A 19,172-nucleotide genomic window follows, 5' to 3' on the forward strand; every position below is an offset into this window, starting at 1 on the left:
CCAGACAGCCGCCGGCCGGACGGCGGGGTGGCACGGCCGTCTCCGGCAGGTGAGCGTCGGCGCAGTCGCCGCGGTCCTCCTGGCCGCCTGTGGCACCTCCGGGGCGCAGACCGCCGCGGAGGCCACGGACGTGCCGGCGGGGACGCTGCCGCTGGCGCATGTGCACGGGGTCGACGTCGACCCGGCGGACGGCAGTCTCCTGCTCGCCACCCACGACGGGCTCTTCCGGGTCGGCGAGGACGGCACCAGCTCCCGCGTGGGTCCGGTGATCGACCTGATGGGGTTCACCGTCGCCGGGCCGGGCCGCTTCCTGGCCTCCGGACACCCGGGGCCCGGCGTGGATCTGCCGCAGCCGGTCGGGCTGATCGAGTCCACTGACGGCGGGCGCAGCTGGCAGCCGCTGTCCCGCCAGGGGGAGTCGGACTTCCACGCACTGACCTCCAGCGCGACCGGCGTGATCGGCTATGACGGTTCCCTGCTGCGCAGCCCGGACGGCCGCGCGTGGGAGGAGACCTACCTCCGCCTGCCGCCGGCGTCGCTGGCCACCTCGCCCGACGGTGGTGTCGTCCTCGCCACGACGGTGGAGGGGCTGATGCAGTCGGCCGACGGGGGCGCCTCCTGGTCGCTGGTCGAGGGTGCCCCGCTGCTGCAGGTGGTGGACTGGGGCAGCGACGCGACGACGGTCGCCGGCGTGGACCCCGCTGGCACGGTTTGGACCAGCACCGACGCGGGCCGTACCTGGACGGAGGGGCCCGAGCTGGGCGCGCCACCACAAGCCGTCAGTGCCAACGGTTCCGGTGCTGAGGCGCGCATCGCCGTGGCCACGACTGCCGCGCTCCTGCAGTCACGCAACGGCGGCCGAGACTTCGCCGTGGTGCTCGACAGCTGACACCTGCCGTGGCTGCGGAGGCGCTGCGCCGGGGGTGACTGGCCGGATCTCGGGGTCGTTCCGACCAGGCACCCGTCCTCGCGCGGTGGCCGCGGTCGACGGCGCTCTCACCGCGCACGTGGCGCGGTCAGTCGCGGCCGGTCAGCCAGGTGCGGAAGTCCACCACCTGCATCTCCTGCGTCATGGCACCCGAGGAGGCGGCCACGCGCAGCTCGGGGTGCACGGCACGCGACTGGGGCTCGAGGAACTCGAGGATGCCGGTCTGGTGATGCGGAATGATCATCGTGACGAACGCCTCGTCGAACTCGTCGCCCGCGGGGACCTGGCGCAGTTCGTCGAGCATCTGCTGCGTTTCCTCCTCCAGGACGGCCATCTCCTGGCGCGCCTCCTCGGGAGCCTGGGCCGTGGCCTCCTCGGGCGTCAGCCCGTACCACTCCTCCAGCCAGCGGGTGAATCGCTCGATCTGGTGCTGCTGGTTGGCGATGATGTTCTCCGCGTGGGTGCGGATGTCCGGGCTGGTGCCGCGTTCGAGCTCGAGTTCGGCCATCTCGATGGCGGCCCGGTGGTGCGGGATGATCTCGGCTAGGGAGGTGGTCTCCAGCTGCTCGCCGTGGAGCTTGGCGAGGGTCTCCCCGAAGAGGTATCCGGTGGGCGACGTGGGGCGCGGCTGCTGGTCCTCCGACGACGGCGCCGCCGCGGGTGCGTGGGCGCGGCGCGGAACCCGGTGCTGCGGCGGGGGGCCCGACGCCGACGAGGGTGACCGCAGCCGCTGCGGCGATCGCGGTGCGGGTGACGGTGTGACGCTTCAAGGCGACTCCAGGAGCGGGATCGGCGGAGGTGTCCCCCCATCGGGTGGCGGCCGTCGGCTACCTGCCAGCCGTACCGGTATGCGGCCTGCTTAGTACTAAGTCTGATAGGAACGACCGCCGGAGCCGGCGCAGGACTCGGCCGCCCCGAGCGTCCGAAGCACAGCCCGCTGATACCGCGGGACTGGGCTACCCCCGCGTTGAGTGTCGACCGTGTACGGAAGGACGTCGGTGCAGGGAGTCGCAGCCTGGATGGTCTCTGGCCTCGGGGTCATCGTCATCGCAGCCGTGCTCCGCGACCTCTTCCACACCTTGTTCCACCCCGGGGGGCAGGGCGCGCTGAGCCGGCGCGTCCTCGTCTTCATGTGGCGGTCGGCGCGCAGGGTGGGAGGGCCCAGGCGGCTGGGAGAACTCGCGGGGCCGCTCGGCTTGGTCGGTGTCATCGGCGTCTGGGGGCTGCTGGTGGTCGTCGGCGGCGCGCTGGTCTACTGGCCACACATCTCGGAGGACTTCTCCTACGGTGCCGGGCTCGATCCCGACGGGCGGTCGGACGTCCTCGACGCTGTCTACGTGTCTCTGGTCACCACGTCCACGCTGGGCTTCGGCGACGTCGTGCCGACCGCAGGCTGGCTGCGCGTCGTCACACCGCTGCAGGCCCTCATCGGGTTCGCGCTCCTGACGGTGGCGGTCTCCTGGGTGTTGCAGGTCTATCCGGCCCTCAGCCGTCGGCGGCTGCTGGCGAGCCGCCTGACGTCACTGCAGCGGGCGGCGATGCACGAGGCCATCCGGCAGGCCGATTCATCCCTGCCCGCGGCCGTCCTCGAGGACCTCGCGCGCCAGGTGGCCGGGGTGTCGGTCGATCTCAGCCAGTACGCGGAGACCCATTACTTCCGCGACCGGGAGACCAGATTCGCGTTAGCGGCCTGCCTGCCCTATGCCGAGGACCTGGCGGCGATCGGCCGGGTGTCGTCGCGGGCGGACCTGCGTCTGGCGGCCACCGACCTCGTGCACGCGCTCGCCGACCTCGCCGAGTCACTTCGCCCGCACGTCTCCACGACGGAGCGGACGCCGACTGCGGTGTTCCGGGCCTACGCCGAGGACCACGGCGAGACGGATGTCCTCCGGTCACCTTCCGCCGCGGCGCCCTCCGATGGCGACCTGCGGTAGCCGGCGCGGGGCCAGTACGGGGGAGGGGGCGACGCCGTCCCGGTAGCTGCGCGGCTGTTCCGTCGTCCCCCGCCGGCGATGAGCCGGACCGTCGCGCGGTCGCTGTCGCCGTCGACCCCGTGACGCAGGGTCCGGTAGGCAGGGTCCGTTACGCAGGGTCGTGTCGGGCGGAGGGGCGCGCGGACCGGCCCCGGCCCCGCAGGGTGGTGTTGCGTTGCCGGCGTGCGGGCACCATGCACGGCCGGGCGCTCGACGTGTGAGGCGACTCGACTGCCCATCAAGCGCCCGGCCCGATGTCTCACCCCAAGGAGGCGATCAGGTCGCGGCAGGCCGCCTCGCATCGCCGGCAGGACTCGGCGCACACGGCACAGTGCTGGTGCATCTCGGCGTGGGCGGCGCACTCGTCCCCACAGGCCTTGCAGGCAGCGGCGCAGGCCTCGAGCACTGCGCGGGTGAGGTTCGCGTCGTAGCCGGTGTGCCGGGAGAGCGCGCGCCCGGTCGTGTCGCAGACGTCGGCGCAGTCTAGGTTCGTCCGGATGCACGTGGTGAGCTCGGCGACCATGTCCTCGCTGAGGCAGGCGTCAGCGCAGGCCGTGCACGCCTGGGCGCACTCGAAGCAGGCCTCGATGCACTCCTGCAGCTTCTGGCGGTCCACTCCGCCGAGGTCCTTCGGGTAGGTCTCCAGCATCTGTCCGGCGACACTCATCGGTGCTCCTCTCGATACCGACGTGATGGCGGTGTGGCCACTCGGGGCCGTCGGTGGACCGGCCGTACCCGTGCACCCGTACGGATAGACGGCATCACCGCCTGGGAAGGAGCTGCGACAGTGCGTGCTCCTGTTGTGCATGCGGAGGGGCGTGCTGGCCGTCGCGGCCGGCGGACGCCGGTCCGGTGGTGCCTGCGACCGCCGCCGAAGCACCGCGTCGGCCACCGAGAACCCCGCCGCGGCGGGCGGCTCGCTTGGCAGGAGGTGACTCTTCCAGCGACTCGGCGGCCGACGGCTCGCCGACCTGCGCGGTGGTCGCTCCGCACGTCGGCCTGATCGTGCCGCGGCACTCGATGCTGCCCGCTTCATGGACTTCGTGTGCTGTCTTCTCGGGTTGGTCTCCAACGGCAACGGATGCTGGGTGGCCGTGCCGGAGGTACCCGCGTCCTGTATGCCCACGGACTCCGATCGTCGACGACTAGGTGTTCCGAGGTGCCGACCCGGGAAGAGGGGGAGCGGAGCGCAGGTCGACCATCGCCGGCGAGGGTGTCGGCTGGCGGGTGTCGGGCCGCGGCGGCCAGTTCCTTGACCGGGTGGCACGAGCAGGCGACACCCTCGCTGCTCACCCGTTCGACTTCCGCCCCGGCACGCGGGCCAGGCGTGTCGGTGCAAGTCCATGGGCGGTTGTCACGGCGCGTCGATCAGCGGGACGTCGCGGGTCCGGTGGGGTGCTGGGCCTGCCGCCCAGGACGGTTGACGGCGGGCGCGTCACTTGCCGGACTGCGTTCCCGCACCGGGTTGCTGCGGGATCCATCGCTGTTCGACCCGTCCGAAGCGCCACACCGCAGCCGCCGCCGCCCAGGTCGCGAGGAACAGGCCGACCAGTGCGAAACCGACGTGGTCGACATCCAGGTCCGCGATCCACAGCAGGGGGCCGCTCCGCACGTGCAGCCGCTCGACGAGGAGCCCGACGAGCAGAATGCTGCCGATGCCGAGCGCGACCGTGACGGACAAGACGGTGACGGTCAGGTTGTAGAACACCTTGCGGACGGGCTTGAGGAAGGCCCATCCGTAGGCGCGCGACATGAACACGCCGTCCGCGGTGTCGAACAAGGTCATCCCGGCGGCGAAGAGGACCGGCAGGACCAGGATCGCGTACCAGGGGAGCACGAAGGCGGCCGAGCCCGCCGCGAGCACCAGCAGAGCGACCTGTGTCGCGGTGTCGAAGCCCAGCCCCATGAGCAGTCCGACCGGGTACAGGTGCCACGGCCTGCTCACGCGCCTGGTCACCCGCCCGAGCACGCGGGCGAGGAGCCCCCGGTTGTTCAGCTGTCGCTCGAGCTCGGCCTCGTCGTAGGCGCCGGCCCGCAGTCGGCGGAAGACCCGGGCGATACCGACGACGGACACGAGGTTGAGCAACCCGATCAACAGCAGAAAGGTCCCCGCGACCAGCGTGCCCACCAGCCCCAGCAGCTCTCCCGTCGTGGACCCCTCGTCCTGGACGACGCCGGCCACGGAGCGGATCCCGACCGCCAGCAACGCGCTCGCGGCGAAGACCACCGACGAATGGCCCAGGGAGAACCAGAAGCCCGTGCTGACCGACGGACGTCCCTCGCCGACGAGCTTGCGGGTGGTGTTGTCGATCGAGGCAATGTGGTCCGCGTCGAAGGCGTGGCGGACGCCCAGCAGGTAGGCCGTCAAGCCGACCCCGACGCCCAGCACGCCGGTGTCGCCGAGCTGGTAGCCCTGCGGGGCGACGACGAGGACCAGCACGCCCCAGCCGACGACGTGCAGCAGGAGCACCACCGCGGTCATCGCGCCGACCGAGCGCCACTCCTCCGCCGTGAACGCCGACCGGAGGCGCCGGGTCCCGGACCGGGCCGGCGCGAGCGGGGTGTCGGACCGCATGGGACCTCGCAACAGTGATCGGGACGAACAGGGGCGTCGCCGCAGCTCCTCCGCAGGATGCCACGGCTTGTTGCAACCTATTCGCAGCAACCGCCCCGCAGGTCTCGGGGCCGCCCGCTGGCCGGAGGACCGGTCCTCGCCCGCGGTCGGACACGCGCAGGCCGGCCGCGGCCCGGTGGTCGCCTCGCCGTCCCCATCCCCGCCCCGACTGTGGCGGACGGCATCGGAGGCCGGCGACCCGTCCGTTGCAAAGTACCGTACCCGGGTATACCTTCCGTGGTGGGGCAGGCGGCGGCCGGGGACCGGACCAGGACGGGTCGCCACCAGGAGGAGGACTCGATGGACACCGCCGAACACGCCGGGCCGCACGGCTACATCCACCGCAAGGACGACTACCTCAAGCGGCTGCGCCGCATCGAGGGTCAGGCCCGGGGACTGCAGCGGATGGTCGAGGACGAGAAGTACTGCATCGACATCCTGACCCAGGTCTCGGCCATGACGAAGGCGCTGCAGTCGGTTGCGCTGGGGCTGCTCGAGGAGCACATGAGCCACTGCGTCGTGCAGGCCGCCGCCGCCGGCGGGCCCGAGGCCGACGAGAAGGTGCGCGAGGCCTCCGAGGCCATCGCCCGGCTCGTCCGCTCCTGAGCACCCGGGCCGCACCCGCGGCCCGGGCGGCCCGCCCCAGACCGGCACCACCGGACATCCACAACCAGATCCGAGAGGACCCACACCGACATGAGCACCGCCACCTACACCGTCGTCGGCATGACCTGCGGGCACTGCGTCGCCTCCGTCACCGAGGAGGTCGGCCAGGTCGCCGGCGTCGAGGACGTCCAGGTCGACCTGGCCAGCGGCAGCCTGACCGTGCGCAGCAGCGCCGACCAGGTCGACGCCGGCGCCGTCAAGACGGCCGTCGAGGAGGCCGGCTACGAGCTGGCCCAGCCCGTCACCCTCCCGATGGCGCAGGAGGGCACGTCCGGCGGCTGCGGCTGCGGCTGCAGCTGACCGACCGCCCGGGCACGGCCCGGCCACCCGGCCGACAGGAGGACCCGAGATGAACACCCCGACCAAGGTCGGCGCCTACCTGGCCGGCCTCGCCGTCGTGTTCGCCGCTGCGCTGGGCCTCGGCAACGCCGTCGGGCCGCTCGAGCCCGCGGGCGAGCAGGACCGGCCGGTGCAGACCGACACCGGCCACGGCGGCATGGACACCGACGAGCACACCGGCGGCTGACGCCACCGATCCCGGGGGTGCGCACCCCTGACCGCGGTGCGCACCCCCGGACCGCAACCCCCGCAGCACCGATGGCCCCTCGAGGAGGACCAGTGAGCTCCGCGACCAACCGGACGACGTCCCCGGCCCCGACCCCCGGCGACCAGGTCGAACTCACGATCGGCGGCATGACCTGCGCGTCCTGCGCCATGCGCATCGAGAAGCGCCTCAACAAGCTCGACGGTGTCACCGCCTCGGTCAACTACGCCACCGAGAAGGCCAAGGTGACCTACGCGCCGACCGTGAGCCCCGACGACCTGGTCGCGGCGGTGGAGAAGGCCGGCTACACCGCACGCCTGCCCGAGCCGCCGCGCCCCGAGCGGACCGACGAGGCGGGCGAGGACGAGCGCGACCCCGTGCGCCTGCTGCGGCAGCGTCTGCTCGTGTCGGCGGCGCTGACCGTGCCGGTCATCGCGATGGCTATGGTGCCCGCGCTGCAGTTCACCTACTGGCAGTGGCTGTCGCTGACCCTCGCCGCACCGGTGGTCGTCTGGGGAGCCGCGCCGTTCCACCGCGCCGCCTGGACCAACCTCCGCCACGGCACCTCCACCATGGACACCCTGGTGTCGATGGGCACGCTGGCGGCCTTCGGCTGGTCGCTGTACGCGCTGTTCCTCGGCACGGCCGGCGTGCCGGGGATGGTCCACCCCTTCGAGCTGACCATCGGCGCGACCGACGGCGCCGCGAACATCTACCTGGAGGTCGCGGCCGGCGTCACCACCGCGATCCTGGCCGGTCGCTACTTCGAGGCGCGCTCCAAGCGCCGCGCCGGCGCCGCCCTCCGGGCGCTGCTCGAGCTCGGCGCCAAGGAGGTCTCGGTCCTGCGTGACGGCCGGGAGGAGCGCATCAGCGTCGACCGGCTCACCGTCGGCGACCACTTCGTCGTCCGGCCGGGGGAGAAGATCGCCACCGACGGAGTGATCACCGAGGGCTCCTCGGCCGTGGACGCCTCGATGCTCACCGGGGAGTCCGTCCCCGTCGAGGTCGGTCCGGGGGACAGCGTCGTCGGCGCGACCGTCAACGCCGGAGGTCGCCTCGTCGTCCGGGCCACCCGGATCGGCGCGGACACCCAGCTGGCGCAGATGGCCCGCCTGGTCGAGGACGCCCAGAACGGCAAGGCCGAGGTGCAGCGCCTGGCCGACCGGGTGTCGGCGGTCTTCGTCCCGATCGTCATCGCCCTGGCCGTCGCGACCCTCGGCTTCTGGATCGGCACCGGCGGCGGCATCGCCGCCGCCGTCACCGCCACGGTCGCCGTGCTCATCATCGCCTGCCCGTGCGCCCTGGGGCTGGCCACGCCCACCGCCCTCATGGTCGGCACCGGGCGGGGCGCCCAGCTCGGCATCCTCATCAAGGGCCCCGAGGTGCTGGAGTCCACGCGCAAGGTCGACACCGTCGTCCTGGACAAGACCGGGACGGTCACCACGGGCCGCATGACGCTGCTCGAGGTCGTCCCGGCTCCGGGCGAGGACGCCGGGGAGGTGCTGCGGCTGGCCGGCGCGCTGGAGGACGCCTCGGAGCACCCGATCGCCCAGGCGATCGCCCGCGGAGCGGCCGAGCGCCTCGGGTCGCTCCCGCCGGTGGAGGGGTTCACCAACCTCGAGGGGCTCGGCGTGCAGGGCGTCGTCGACGGGCACGCGGTGCTCGTGGGACGCGCCCGGCTGCTCGCCGAGTGGTCCCAGACCCTGCCGGCCGCCCTCGAGCAGGCCAAGGCCGCGGCCGAGGCCGACGGGAGGACGGCGGTCGCCGTCGGCTGGGACGGCGCCGCCCGCGGCGTGCTCGTCGTGGCCGACGCGGTCAAGGACACCTCGGCCGAGGCCATCGGCCAGCTGCGCGACCTCGGACTCACCCCGGTGCTGCTGACCGGTGACAACGAGACGGTCGCCCGCTCGGTCGCGGCCCAGGTCGGCATCGACGAGGTGATCGCCGAGGTCCTGCCGCAGGAGAAGGTCGCGGTCGTGAAGCGGCTGCAGGACCAGGGCAAGGTCGTCGCCATGGTCGGTGACGGGGTCAACGACGCCGCGGCCCTGGCCCAGGCGGACCTCGGGCTGGCGATGGGGACCGGCACCGACGTCGCGATCGAGGCCAGCGACCTCACCCTCGTGTGGGGCGACCTGCGGGCCGCCGCCGACGCCATCCGGCTGTCCCGCAAGACGCTGGGCACCATCAAGGGCAACCTGTTCTGGGCCTTCGCCTACAACGTCGCCGCCCTGCCGCTGGCGGCGTCCGGCCTGCTCAATCCGCTGCTGGCAGGGGCGGCGATGGCCTTCTCGTCGGTGTTCGTCGTGTCCAACAGCCTGCGGCTGCGCCGCTTCAGGCCGCTGGCGTCGACACAGGCGGACGGGGGCTCCGGCGCCGCACGCCGCGCCGTCGTCGACGGCCCGAGCGCGGCCGCGCGGATCGGCTGACGGTCGCGCCGCCGGCAGGTCCGCCCGCCGGCGGCGCGGCGGGGTCTCCGTACCGGACCGGTGCGCGGGGAGGCGGGTGTCGATGGCAATCGGGCACCCGCGATCAGCAGGCACAACTCAGGGACCGGACCTAGAGTCGGCTCATCCGCACGATCATGCGGATGTCCTCGTGGGAGAGCGTGGCCAGCAGCGGGCCACGGGTCGTGACGTTCTCGCCGGAGGTGAGGTCGACCGTGAACGCCGTCCTGGCCCTGCTGGGCCTAGCCGCAGTCCTTGTCGTCGTGGCCTACAACGTCTCCGTTGTGTTCGCCCCCGTCCGGGAGCCTGCCGCGGTGCTGCCCTACGAGTCCGGGCTCCTTCCACAGCAGCACGCCTTCTCCCGCTACCACGTCCGCTGGTACGCCGTGACCATCCTCTTCCTCGCGTTCGACATGGAGATGATCTTCATGTACCCGTGGGCGGTCGTCGTCGCCGACATGGGCACGACCGCAGTGGTGGAGATGTTCGGCTTCCTCCTCGTCCTGCTCGTCGGCGCGACATACGTGTGGCGCGAAGGTGCACTGCGATGGAGCTGATCGGCCGGATCCGAGCCTGGGCGTATGCCCGGCCCCACGTGCTGCTCGTGGACTCCCCCGGAACGGACTCCCTGCGCTGGTCGATCGAGGGCGAACTGGACCGCCGGAGGTGGCCGCTCGTCCTCACTCCGGCAGACGCCGACGTCCTGCTCGTGCTGGGCGCCCCGGGTGCGCAGCTGGAGGCGGCCATCGGGGTGCTGTGGAGTCAGGTCCCGGCACCTCGCATCCGGCTCGGGATCCGGCAGGAGCACGAGATCGTGCCCACGCTCGACGCAGGAGCCGCATCGCTCGTCGGGTCGGCAGCCACCCGGTCCGACGACGGTCGTCCCTCGCCGGCCTCGCTGCTCGCCGGCGACAAGGCTCCTCACGCCGGTCACGAGGGCATGGACCACGGCGGTGGTCACGAGGGCATGGACCACGGCGGTGGTCACGAGGGCATGGACCACGGCGGTGGTCACGAGGGCATGGACCACGGCGGTGGTCACGAGGGCATCGACCACGGCGGTGGTCACGAGGGCATGGACCACGGCGGTGGTCACGAGGGCATGGACCACGGCGGTGGTCACGAGGGCATGGACCACGGCGGTCTCCACATGCACCACGGGGGTGAGGTCGCAGGACTGCCCGTGGCCAGTACCGCGCAGGACAGGGACGGTCTCGACCTCGACGTCCTGAGCGTCTCGCTCGGACCGGTCCTGCCGGGCTGGCCCACGGGTCTCGTGCTGCACGCAGACCTGCAGGGGGACGTCCTCGTGCGCGCCCGTCTGTCCTGGTTGGACACCGGTCCCATCGCCGGCACCCGACCGGATCCCGACGACCGGCGGAGTGCCCTGGACCATCTCGCACGCTTCCTGGACGTCGCGGGCTGGGCGACGGCCGCAGGGGATGCCCGTCGCGCGAGGGACGGGCTCGGTGCTGTCGACCCCGCGGTACGTCGTGCCGCCCAGCGGTTGGCGGAGCGGACCGCGCGGCTGATCCGCAGGTCGCGGGTCCTTGCATGGACGGTGGGAGACGTCGGGCGGACGTCCGCGGACGGCTCGTCCGGCGCCGCGGTCCTCGACCGTGTCCGGCGCTGGTGCGATGTCGTGTCGGGTCGCCAGGACCCCGTCGTCCCGGCCGCTTCCTTGGACGACGTTGCGGCGCTGCTGGTCGGAGCCGAGCTCGGGACCGCGCGCCTGATCGTGGCCAGCTTCGACCTGCGGCCGGTCGGCGCTGCTGCGCGATCGGAGGCGGTCGGTGTCTGACGCCCGGACCCTTCCCGAGGTCTGGGGGCTGGCCCCGTCGGTCCTGACCGTCGCGGCGGTGGGCCTGGCACTCGGCCTGCTGGTGGCGGCCGCGGACGCGGCAGCGCTCGCGCGGGGGCGAGGGGGAGCGCTCGTCGAGCCGCTCCGTGCAGGTGTCCGCCTGCTCGGTCAGCAGCGGCGCACGACCCTGGCGCCGGACCGGCTGCTGTGGCGCCTGGGCTGCGTCGCGATCCCGATCCTGGCGCTGCTGTCCCTGGCAGTGGTCCCCGTCGGGGGCCGCACCCTGTGGTCGACCAGCGGCGACCTCGTGTGGTTCAACGCGATGGAGGCGCTGCTGTGGGCCGCGGTGTGGCTCGTCGGCTGGGGGCCCAACGCCGTCCACGCGCTCACCGGTGGCTACCGGTTCCTGGCCCAGGGGCTGACCTACGAGCTGCCGCTGATGTTCGCGCTGGTCACCGTCGGTGTCGCGGCCGGCTCTCTGGGGGTCGGCGACATCCTCACCGCGCAGACCGGCCTGTGGTTCGTGGTGACGATGCCGGTGGCCTTCGTCGTCTTCGTCGCCAGCGCCGCGGCCTTCGCCTTCTGGGGTCCCTTCGCCGCCCCGGCCGCGGCCGACATCGCCGGCGGGGTCACCTCCGAGCTCTCGGGCGTGGACCGGCTGCTGGTGCAGGTCGGGCGGGCGGTCTTCCTGGGCGCCGCCGCCGCCATGGCCGCGGCGCTGTTCCTCGGCGGCGATGCCGGCCCGTGGCTGCCCGGCCCGGTGTGGCACCTGCTCAAGACCCTGGCCGTCGTCGCCGGCCTGGTGTGGGCGGGCCGCCGGCTGCCGGTGCTGCGGCCCGACCGCACCGTCGAGGTCGGGTGGATGGTGCTCGTCCCGCTGACCCTGCTGCAGGCGCTGGTCGTCGCCGTGCTCGTGCTCACCGGCTTCTACTCATGAGGAGGGACGCGTCATGGTGATCTCGGGATGGGCGGTGGCCGTCGTCACGGGCCTCGGCGTCGTGGCCGTGGCGGCGGGCATCGCGGTGTTCGTCGTGGACTCCATGGCCCGGGCGACGTTCGCGCTGCTCGCCTCGTTCCTCGCCGTCGCCGGGCTGCTCCTGGTCCTGGACCTGGTCTACCTGGCCGTGGTGACGGCGCTGATGATGACCATCGAGATGGCGATCATGGCCGTCTTCATGATCATGTTCATGATGAACCCGGCCGGTCTCATGCCGATGACCATGGTGCACAACGCGCGGGGCTCGGCCGTGCTCGGCGCCGGCGTCTTCGCCGTCCTGGTGGCCGGCATCTGGACGGTGGACTGGCCGACCCGGCAGGGGACGCCGCCGGCGGACAGCACCCGCCAGCTGGGCGAGGCGATCATGGGCAGCCACATGCTGGTCATGCTGGTGATCGGCGTCGCCCTGTTCGCCACCATCATCGCCGGCACCGTGCTGGCCACCGGCCGGGGCCGCTACGACCGCTTCGGCCCCGACCTGGCCGCCCGGCGCCCGGCCGATCCGGTGCGCGGAGGGCTGCCCCGGTGAGCGCGGAGCTGGTCCTGCAGATCCTGCTCACCGTCGCCGCGGGCCTCGTCGGGGTCGGCGTCTTCGGCGCGCTGTCCCAGCAGTCGATCGTGATGGTCATGATGGGCCTCGAGCTGGTCCTCAACGGGGTGCTCATCGGCGGGGGAGCGGCGTGGTTCTTCCTCGCCCCGCAGCTGCCGGACGCGCAGCTGGTCGTCGTGGTCGCGCTGGTGGTCATGGCCGTGGAGATGGCCATGGGGTTCGCGGTCACCATCGCCATCTACCGGGCGCGGCAGGTGGACATGGTCGACATGGCCGCGGACCTGCGCGGATGACCGGCGGGGCGGCCGCGGGCGGGGCCGGGTGGCTGGCCGGGCTGGTGCTGCTGCCGGCGCTGGTGGGCGCGGTGCTGCTGATCGGCGGGCGGCGTGCCGACCGCGCGGCCGGGCCGGTGGCGCTGGGCGTCACCGCGGCCGCGGTCGTCCTGGCCGGGATCACCGTCGCCGTCCGACCGCGGTGGTCGGTGCCCTTCCTCGGCGTCCTCGACGGCGGCGACCTGCGCTTCACCGTCGACGGGCTGTCCGCCGTCCTCGTGGCGCTGGTCGCCGGAATCGCCCTGCTGGTGACGGTCTTCGCCGTCGCCGACCTGCCCGGCGGTGCGCCGCGGGCCCGCTTCTTCGGCTACCTGCTGGTGTTCATCGCGGCCATGCTCGCCACCGTCACCGCGGCCACCCTCCCGGCGCTGCTGATGGCCTGGGAGGTCATGGGCGCGACGTCCTACGCGCTCGTCGGGTTCCGCTGGGACCGGCGGGGCAAGCTCGCCGCCGGTACCCGGGCCTTCGTCGCCACCCGCGCCGGCGACCTCGGTCTCTACGTCGCCGCCGGCGCGGCGCTGGCCGGCAGCGGGAGCCTCGTCCTCGCCGACGCCGCCGCAGCCACCGGCGGATGGGTCGACCTGGCCGCGGCCGGCGTGCTCCTCGCGGCCCTGGGCAAGTCCGCGCAGCTGCCGTTCTCGGCGTGGCTGTCGGCGGCGATGCAGGGCCCCAGCGCGGTCAGCGCGCTGCTGCACTCGGCGACCATGGTGGCCGCCGGCGGCTACCTGCTGCTGCGGATGCAGCCGCTGCTGGCGGCCGCGGGCTGGGCGGCGACGGCTGCCGCCTGGGCGGGCGCGTTGACCGCGCTGGTGCTCGGGGCGGTGGCCGTCGCGCAGACCGACCTCAAGCAGCTGCTCGCGGCGAGTACCGCCGCCCAGATCGGTTTCGTCGTGCTCGCCGCCGGCGTGGGCACGACGACCGGCGGCACGGCCCAGCTCGTCGCGCACGCCGCGGTCAAGGCCGGCCTGTTCATCGCGGCGGGGGCGTGGCTGAGCGCCCTGGGCACCAAGCAGCTGGCGGGCCTGCGCGGCGCCGCCCGCCGGTATCCCGGGATGGGGGCGGCGGCCACCGTCGCCGCCCTGGCCCTGGCCGGCGTGCCGCCGCTGTCGCTGTGGGCGACCAAGGACGAGGTGCTCGCCGGCGTCGGCGGAGCGGCCCTCGGTGCCGTCGGACTCGCCGCGGCCGTGGTCTCCGCGGTCTACGCCGGGCGGATCCTGGCCGTCGTGCTCGCCCGCCCGGCCGGTGACGAGCTGCTCGACGACGAGCTGCTCGATGACGAGGAGCCGGGCACCCGCCGCGTGCCGGTGGCCAGTACGACCACCGCCGGTGTGCTGGCCGCCGCCGCCGCGGGACTGGGCGTCCTCGCCCTGCCGCCGGTCGCCGAGGCGCTGCGGACCTCGCTCGGCGCTGAGGGCGACCCGGTGCCCGGGCTCGGTGACCTGCTGCTCTCCGGCGGGCTCGCGGTGGCCGCCCTGGGGCTCACCGTCGCCCTCGTCCGGACCCGGCCGTCCGTCATCCGGGCACTCGACCGGAGCCCGCTGGGCTCCTGGGCGGGGCTGCGCGGCCTGCTCTCGCCCCGGCCGGCGCTCGCGGTGGCGCGGGCGCTGGCGGCCGTCGACGACCGGGTGATCGACGGCGCGGTGCGCGGCGTGGCCACCGGTGCCCGGCGGATCGCCGCCGGCGCGGCCCGCGCGGACGCGAGCGTGGTGGACGGCGCCGTCCGGGCGACCGCCCGCACCTTCGCCCGGGCGGGCGAGGCCGCCCGCCGGCCCCAGACCGGGCTGCTGCACCAGTACTACGTGCAGGCCGTCGTCGGGCTCGGCGTCCTGCTGGCCCTCCTGCTGGTCGTGAGGTGACCGTGCTGCTGACCGTCGTGATCTTCCTGCCGCTGGTGGCGGCGGGCCTCCTGCTGTCCGTCCGCACCCTCGACGGCCGGGCGGCCATCGTCGTGTGGATCGCCACCTCGGTCGTGGAGTTGGCCCTGATCGGCTGGATGTGGTGGCGCTTCGACCCCGGCAGCGGTCCCCGGGGAGTCGTCGACGGCCTGGCCTACGAGGTCGACCTGCGCTGGATCCCGACCGTCGACGCCGGGTACCACGTCGGCGTCGACGGGCTGTCCCTGCCGCTGCTGGCGCTCACGGCGGTGGTGTTCCTCGCCTGCGCCGTCCACTCACTGCGCGAACCGCAGCGGCCCCGCAGCTTCGCCGCGCTGTTCCTGTTCCTGCAGACGGCGTCGCTGGGCACCTTCGCCGCCCTGGACCTGATCCTGTTCTTCGTCTTCTTCGACCTGACCATCGTCGGGATGTACTTCGTGATCGCCGGCTGGGGGCACGGCAACGCGCGCCGCAGCGCGCTGAAGTTCTTCCTCTACACCTTCCTCGGGTCCTTGGCGCTGCTCGTCGGGTTCATCGGGCTGTTCCTGGGCGGTGAGGAGCGCACCTTCGACATGGTCGCGCTGGCCGCCGACCCGCCCCTGGAGGACGCTCCCCTCGCGGCCGGTCTCGTGCTGCTGGCGATCGGGCTGGGGCTGGCGGTCAAGACGCCGCTGTTCCCGTTCCATACCTGGCTGCCCGACGCCCACACCGACGCCCCGCCGGCGGGGTCGGCGGTGCTCGCCGCGATCCTGCTCAAGCTCGGCACGTACGGCTTCGTCCGCATCGCCATGCCGATCCTCCCCGGCGCCTGGCAGCGCTGGGCCATGGTCATCGTCGTCGTCGGTGTCATCAGCGTGCTGTGGGGCGCGTTCGTGGCGCTGGCCCAGACCGACGTCAAGCGGATGATCGCCTACACCTCGGTCAACCACATGGGCTACGTGCTGCTCGGTCTCGGCGCGGCCGGTCTGCTCACGGCCGACGCCGACGCCCGCACCGTCGCGACCGTCGGCGCGATGTACCAGATGGTCAGCCACGGCCTGCTGACCGGCGCGTTGTTCCTGCTCACCGGCTGGCTGTGGTCGCGGGGCGGCACCTACGCCTTCGACCGCTGGGGTGGGCTGGCCGGGCCGGCGCCGCTGTTCGCGGCCGCCTTCGCCGTCGCCGCTTTCGGGTCGCTGGGCTTGCCGGGCCTGTCCGGCTTCGTCGCCGAGTTCCAGGTGTTCACCGGTGCGCTGGAGGCCGCGCCGGTCGCCACGGTGGTCGCCGTCCTCGGCATCCTGGTCACCGCCGGGCTGTTCCTGCTGGCCCTGCAGCGGCTGTTCGCCGGCGATCCGGTCGTCCCCAGTGCCCGGCCCGACGCCGATCCGCAGGGCCCGGCGCCGGTGGGAGCCGGGATCACCACGGCCGTGCGACCGCGCGCGGCCACCCGGGTGGGCGACCTGCGCGCGCACGAGACGGCGTCGATCGTTCCGCTGCTCGCGCTCGCCGTCGTCCTGGGCCTGCTCCCGCGCGTGCTGCTGGACGTCCTCGAGCCGGCGGCGGCCGCGGTGGTGGACCTGGTGAGCCGATGACCGGCATGTCGGGCGGGGGAGAGGCGTGGGGCGCGCTGCTCCCGGAGGCGCTGCTGCTGCTCGGTGCGATCGGGGGCCTGCTGCTCGGGCTGTGGACGCCGCAGCGCCGGCAGGCGCGGGTCCGGCTGCTGGCGACGACCGCCGCGCTGGGGAGCGCGGCCGCGGCGGTGGCCGCCCTGCCCGCGCCGGCGGAGCGGATCTTCGAGGGCACCTGGGTCGTGGACGCCACGACCGGCGTGGTGCGCATCGTGGTCGCGCTGGCCGTGGCCGTTCTGGTCTGGCTGGTGGGGCCGTCGTTGGCCGGGCATCCCCGTGAGACCGAGGCCTACGTCCTCATGCTGCTGGGAGCGGTGGGCACGGTGGCGCTGGCCGCCAGCGGCGACCTGCTGCTGCTCGTCGCGGCCTACCTGCTCGCCAGCATCCCGATGTACGCCCTCGCCGGGTTCACCAAGGACGCTGCCGGCACCGAGGCGACGATGAAGTACTACCTGATGGGCGCCTTCGCCGGTGTCCTGCTGATGCTGGGCGTCGCCGCGCTGGTCCTGGCCGGCGGGACGACCGGCTACGTGGAGCTCGCTGCCCTCCTGCCCGCCGCCCCGCCGGGTCTGCTGGCCCTCGGCGTCCTCGGCGTGGTCGCCGGCGTGGCCTTCAAGGCCGGTGCCGTGCCGGTGCACTTCTGGGTTCCCGACGTCACGGCGGGGACGACGCCGGCGCTGGCCGCCTACCTCACCACGGTCCCCAAGATCGGGGCCGTCGCCGCGGCGTTCCGCCTGCTGGCCGAGCCCTTCGCCGGCGTGCCGCTCGACGTCCCGCTGCTGGTGGCGGTGGTGGCGGCGGCCAGCATGACCCTGGGCAACCTGGCGGCGTTCAGCCAGACCGACGTCCTGCGGCTGCTGGCCTACTCGACGGTCAGCCAGGTGGGATATCTGCTCATGGTGGTCGCCGTGGCCGCCCGCACCGACCTCGCCGTCCCCGCGCTGGCGATCTACCTGGCCGGCTACGCGGTGACCAACATCGGCGTCTTCGCCGCCGTCGCCACCGCCCCCGCCGAGCGCAGCATCACCGGCTGGGCGGCCGCGGTGCGGCCGCACCGCTGGCTGGTCATCAGCCTGGTCGTCTGCCTGCTGGGCCTGGTGGGGACCCCGCCGACGGCGGTCTTCGTCGGCAAGCTCGCCGTCTTCGCCGCGACCTGGGACGGCGCGATGGTGTGGCTGGTGGTCCTCGCCGCGGTCAACACCGTCGCCAGCCTCTTCTACTACCTGCGGTTGATCGCGGCCGCGGCCGGCGTGCCGTGGGAGCGGTCCGGGCCGGTACGGGTCCAACCGCCGGGGGCCGAGGGGACGGCCACGTCGACGGCCACGGCTGCGGCCACCGCGACGGCCACCGCAACGCGGCTGGAGAGCCGGGCGTCGCTGCGGGTGTTGCACATCTGCGCCGCCGCCTCGCTGGCCCTGGGTGTGGCGGCCGCCGCGTGGCTGGCCGTCGCGCTGCCGGGCTGAGGCGCCGCCTCGGTGCGGCCTCGGCGCGAGGGGCGCGGTCCCGGCGGTGGAGGGCTGCCCGGTCGGCTCAGGCGGCGTCCGGGGTCAGCACGCGGCGGATGACCGTCGGCTGGCCGGCGGACTGGACCTTCACGACGTCGCCGGGTTGCGGTGCGGCGATCATCTGTCCGTCGCCCAGGTAGATGCCGACGTGGTCGATGCCCGGCCGGGACGGGGAGTAGTCGAAGAAGAGCAGGTCACCGGGCTGCGCCTCGGCCAACGACGCCACCGGAGTCCCGGCGGTCGCCTGCTGCGAGGAGACCCGGGGCAGGTCGATGCCCTGGCTGGCGTAGACGAGCTGGGTGAAGCCCGAGCAGTCCAGGCCGCGGCTGGGATCGGTGCCGCCCCACAGGTAAGGCACGCCGAGGTACTCACGGGCCTGCGCGATGACCGCGCTGCCGGACGCGGAGGCGGCCGCGGTTCCGGGCGTGCCCGTGACTCCCTGGACGGCCGTCGCGCCGGCCGGTGCCGCCACGGTGGGGCCGGCCGCCGATGTGAGACCCGCGGCCGCCGCAGCGGTGGCCCACGCCGTCGTGGTGGCCGTCGTGGTGGCCGTCGTGGTGGCTGCCGTCGCCGGTGGGCGCTGGAAGGCCAGGAGCCGGGTCTCGATCTCGGCGACGCGTGCGCGGACGCCGGCCAGTCCGTCCATCACCGGAGCCCGCCCGCCCGCGGACGGGTGCTGTGCGTCGTCGCTGTCATGGGGCTCCCCGCGTTCCGGGGCGGCTCGACCCGAGCCGCGCTGCGACTAGGCAAGCTAGTACTGCGCCGTCCGTACGGTGGGAGGGCGCGCGCGTGGCGGCACAGTCCGGACCTGCCACGCCGGGGCCCGCGCCTGCCGCTCGGAACGTCCGTCAGCGGGAGGCGCGCTGGGCCTGCTGACGGCGCCACCCGTAGCGGGTCACGCCCCGGGGCTTGTAGGTCGACAGCAGCAGGGCGATCAGCAGGACCACCAGGCCGCCGACCGAGTGGGGCAGCGTGCTCGGGAGGACTCGCGGGTCCGCGGCGGCGCGCGCGGCGACGGCCAGTCGGTCGATCGTCGACAGCTCCAGCAGGAGCACGCCGGTCGCGATCAGCGTGATCGCGAGCTTGGCGAGCACCCAGTAGTGGCGGACCAGGCCCCACGGCGTGCTCAGCGCCGTGACCGTGCCGATGAGCACCGAGGCCACCGCCAGCGGGGCGATGGCGTTGCGGGCCACGAGACGCATCGCCGCGTAGGAGCTCCGGACCAGGTCGGCGTCGGCGCTCACTGCAGTCGTGATGTCCAGCACGACGTAGGCGGCCACGGCACCCAGCCACCCGACGGATGTCGCGACGTGGGCGCTGACGAGCGCCTTCCGGAC

At 73.7% G+C, this 19,172-nt stretch carries 19 protein-coding genes; 14 read left to right on the plus strand and 5 right to left on the minus strand.

All coding sequences use genetic code 11. The annotated features are described in order from the left end of the window. The first annotated feature begins 49 nt into the window (after positions 1–49). Complete coding sequence (locus tag WA616_RS16645; RefSeq protein WP_336031548.1) at positions 50–889, plus strand: F510_1955 family glycosylhydrolase; 840 nt, start codon at positions 50–52, stop codon at positions 887–889. Positions 890–1,016: 127 nt separating this feature from the next. On the opposite strand, the gene WA616_RS16650 is transcribed toward WA616_RS16645, so the two are convergent. Beyond that, the gene (locus WA616_RS16650) at positions 1,017–1,655 is read right to left on the minus strand and encodes a DUF305 domain-containing protein (protein ID WP_336031914.1); all 639 of its coding nucleotides are present in this window, start codon (positions 1,653–1,655) and stop codon (positions 1,017–1,019) included. Between the two features lie 244 nt (positions 1,656–1,899). Here WA616_RS16650 and WA616_RS16655 point away from each other — a divergent pair, with 244 nt between their 5' ends. Continuing rightward, a complete protein-coding gene (locus WA616_RS16655) occupies positions 1,900–2,862 on the plus strand; it encodes a potassium channel family protein (RefSeq protein ID WP_336031549.1) in 963 nt (320 codons plus the stop codon). Positions 2,863–3,160: 298 nt separating this feature from the next. On the opposite strand, the gene WA616_RS16660 is transcribed toward WA616_RS16655, so the two are convergent. Together WA616_RS16660 and WA616_RS16665 are read right to left on the minus strand one after the other, a co-directional pair. After that, entirely contained in the window at positions 3,161–3,568 is a 408-nt protein-coding gene (locus tag WA616_RS16660) for a four-helix bundle copper-binding protein (RefSeq protein WP_336031551.1), read from the minus strand. Between the two features lie 768 nt (positions 3,569–4,336). Continuing rightward, positions 4,337–5,383: a HoxN/HupN/NixA family nickel/cobalt transporter gene (locus WA616_RS16665; protein ID WP_336031553.1), complete on the minus strand. Its 1,047-nt coding sequence runs from the start codon at positions 5,381–5,383 to the stop codon at positions 4,337–4,339. Between the two features lie 432 nt (positions 5,384–5,815). Between WA616_RS16665 and WA616_RS16670 the strand changes: the two genes are divergently transcribed. The 12 genes from WA616_RS16670 to WA616_RS16725 all read left to right on the plus strand — a co-directional run bounded on the left by WA616_RS16670 (position 5,816) and on the right by WA616_RS16725 (position 17,793). Beyond that, positions 5,816–6,121 carry a metal-sensitive transcriptional regulator gene (locus WA616_RS16670; RefSeq protein ID WP_336031556.1) on the plus strand — a complete coding sequence of 102 codons (306 nt, stop codon included), beginning with the start codon at positions 5,816–5,818 and terminating at the stop codon, positions 6,119–6,121. 90 nt (positions 6,122–6,211) lie between these two features. Continuing rightward, entirely contained in the window at positions 6,212–6,481 is a 270-nt protein-coding gene (locus WA616_RS16675) for a heavy-metal-associated domain-containing protein (RefSeq protein WP_336031557.1), read from the plus strand. A 49-nt stretch (positions 6,482–6,530) separates the two neighbouring features. Then, the gene (locus WA616_RS16680; protein WP_336031559.1) at positions 6,531–6,707 is read left to right on the plus strand and encodes a hypothetical protein; all 177 of its coding nucleotides are present in this window, start codon (positions 6,531–6,533) and stop codon (positions 6,705–6,707) included. Between the two features lie 92 nt (positions 6,708–6,799). After that, positions 6,800–9,151 carry a heavy metal translocating P-type ATPase gene (locus tag WA616_RS16685; RefSeq protein WP_336031560.1) on the plus strand — a complete coding sequence of 784 codons (2,352 nt, stop codon included), beginning with the start codon at positions 6,800–6,802 and terminating at the stop codon, positions 9,149–9,151. A gap of 161 nt (positions 9,152–9,312) precedes the next feature. Next, positions 9,313–9,726, plus strand: a complete 414-nt coding sequence (locus WA616_RS16690) for an NADH-quinone oxidoreductase subunit A (RefSeq protein WP_336031562.1) — start codon at positions 9,313–9,315, stop codon at positions 9,724–9,726. A 437-nt stretch (positions 9,727–10,163) separates the two neighbouring features. Further along, on the plus strand, positions 10,164–10,970 hold the full coding sequence (locus tag WA616_RS16695; RefSeq protein WP_336031564.1) for a hypothetical protein: 807 nt from the start codon (positions 10,164–10,166) through the stop codon (positions 10,968–10,970). Beyond that, positions 10,963–11,907, plus strand: coding sequence for an NADH-quinone oxidoreductase subunit H (locus WA616_RS16700; protein ID WP_336031566.1), 945 nt, complete (start codon positions 10,963–10,965; stop codon positions 11,905–11,907). The genes WA616_RS16695 and WA616_RS16700 overlap by 8 nt, the downstream gene beginning before the upstream one ends. A 13-nt stretch (positions 11,908–11,920) precedes the next feature. After that, positions 11,921–12,496 (plus strand): NADH-quinone oxidoreductase subunit J, encoded by a 576-nt coding sequence (locus WA616_RS16705; RefSeq protein WP_336031568.1) that lies wholly within the window; start codon positions 11,921–11,923, stop codon positions 12,494–12,496. Next, positions 12,493–12,810 (plus strand): NADH-quinone oxidoreductase subunit NuoK, encoded by a 318-nt coding sequence (locus WA616_RS16710; RefSeq protein ID WP_336031570.1) that lies wholly within the window; start codon positions 12,493–12,495, stop codon positions 12,808–12,810. The genes WA616_RS16705 and WA616_RS16710 overlap by 4 nt, the downstream gene beginning before the upstream one ends. Further along, entirely contained in the window at positions 12,807–14,705 is a 1,899-nt protein-coding gene (locus tag WA616_RS16715; RefSeq protein ID WP_336031572.1) for a proton-conducting transporter transmembrane domain-containing protein, read from the plus strand. The genes WA616_RS16710 and WA616_RS16715 overlap by 4 nt, the downstream gene beginning before the upstream one ends. Next, positions 14,702–16,294 carry a complex I subunit 4 family protein gene (locus tag WA616_RS16720; RefSeq protein WP_336031574.1) on the plus strand — a complete coding sequence of 531 codons (1,593 nt, stop codon included), beginning with the start codon at positions 14,702–14,704 and terminating at the stop codon, positions 16,292–16,294. Before WA616_RS16715 ends, WA616_RS16720 begins: the two co-directional genes overlap by 4 nt. Next, complete coding sequence (locus WA616_RS16725) at positions 16,291–17,793, plus strand: NADH-quinone oxidoreductase subunit N (protein ID WP_336031576.1); 1,503 nt, start codon at positions 16,291–16,293, stop codon at positions 17,791–17,793. The genes WA616_RS16720 and WA616_RS16725 overlap by 4 nt, the downstream gene beginning before the upstream one ends. Before the next feature lie 67 nt (positions 17,794–17,860). Here the strand turns inward: WA616_RS16725 and WA616_RS16730 are convergent, their stop codons facing one another. Both WA616_RS16730 and WA616_RS16735 read right to left on the minus strand, forming a co-directional pair. Beyond that, complete coding sequence (locus WA616_RS16730; RefSeq protein WP_336031577.1) at positions 17,861–18,481, minus strand: C40 family peptidase; 621 nt, start codon at positions 18,479–18,481, stop codon at positions 17,861–17,863. Between the two features lie 202 nt (positions 18,482–18,683). Then, a complete protein-coding gene (locus tag WA616_RS16735; RefSeq protein WP_336031579.1) occupies positions 18,684–19,115 on the minus strand; it encodes a hypothetical protein in 432 nt (143 codons plus the stop codon). Positions 19,116–19,172 lie beyond the last annotated feature (57 nt).

The sequence above is a fragment of the Geodermatophilus sp. FMUSA9-8 genome, assembly GCF_037034165.1.
GTDB classification, from domain to species: Bacteria; Actinomycetota; Actinomycetes; order Mycobacteriales; family Geodermatophilaceae; genus Geodermatophilus; species Geodermatophilus nigrescens.

What these genes read in the sequence shown, in the direction of transcription:
- WA616_RS16660 (WP_336031551.1), bottom strand. Translation starts at nt 3,568, where the DNA reads ATGAGTGTCGCCGGACAGATGCTGGAGACCTACCCGAAGGACCTCGGC.
- WA616_RS16665 (WP_336031553.1), bottom strand. Translation starts at nt 5,383, where the DNA reads ATGACCGCGGTGGTGCTCCTGCTGCACGTCGTCGGCTGGGGCGTGCTG.
- WA616_RS16670 (WP_336031556.1), top strand. Translation starts at nt 5,816, where the DNA reads ATGGACACCGCCGAACACGCCGGGCCGCACGGCTACATCCACCGCAAG.
- WA616_RS16675 (WP_336031557.1), top strand. Translation starts at nt 6,212, where the DNA reads ATGAGCACCGCCACCTACACCGTCGTCGGCATGACCTGCGGGCACTGC.
- WA616_RS16680 (WP_336031559.1), top strand. Translation starts at nt 6,531, where the DNA reads ATGAACACCCCGACCAAGGTCGGCGCCTACCTGGCCGGCCTCGCCGTC.
- WA616_RS16690 (WP_336031562.1), top strand. Translation starts at nt 9,313, where the DNA reads ATGTCCTCGTGGGAGAGCGTGGCCAGCAGCGGGCCACGGGTCGTGACG.
- WA616_RS16695 (WP_336031564.1), top strand. Translation starts at nt 10,164, where the DNA reads ATGGACCACGGCGGTGGTCACGAGGGCATGGACCACGGCGGTGGTCAC.
- WA616_RS16705 (WP_336031568.1), top strand. Translation starts at nt 11,921, where the DNA reads ATGGTGATCTCGGGATGGGCGGTGGCCGTCGTCACGGGCCTCGGCGTC.
- WA616_RS16715 (WP_336031572.1), top strand. Translation starts at nt 12,807, where the DNA reads ATGACCGGCGGGGCGGCCGCGGGCGGGGCCGGGTGGCTGGCCGGGCTG.
- WA616_RS16725 (WP_336031576.1), top strand. Translation starts at nt 16,291, where the DNA reads ATGACCGGCATGTCGGGCGGGGGAGAGGCGTGGGGCGCGCTGCTCCCG.
- WA616_RS16730 (WP_336031577.1), bottom strand. Translation starts at nt 18,481, where the DNA reads ATGGACGGACTGGCCGGCGTCCGCGCACGCGTCGCCGAGATCGAGACC.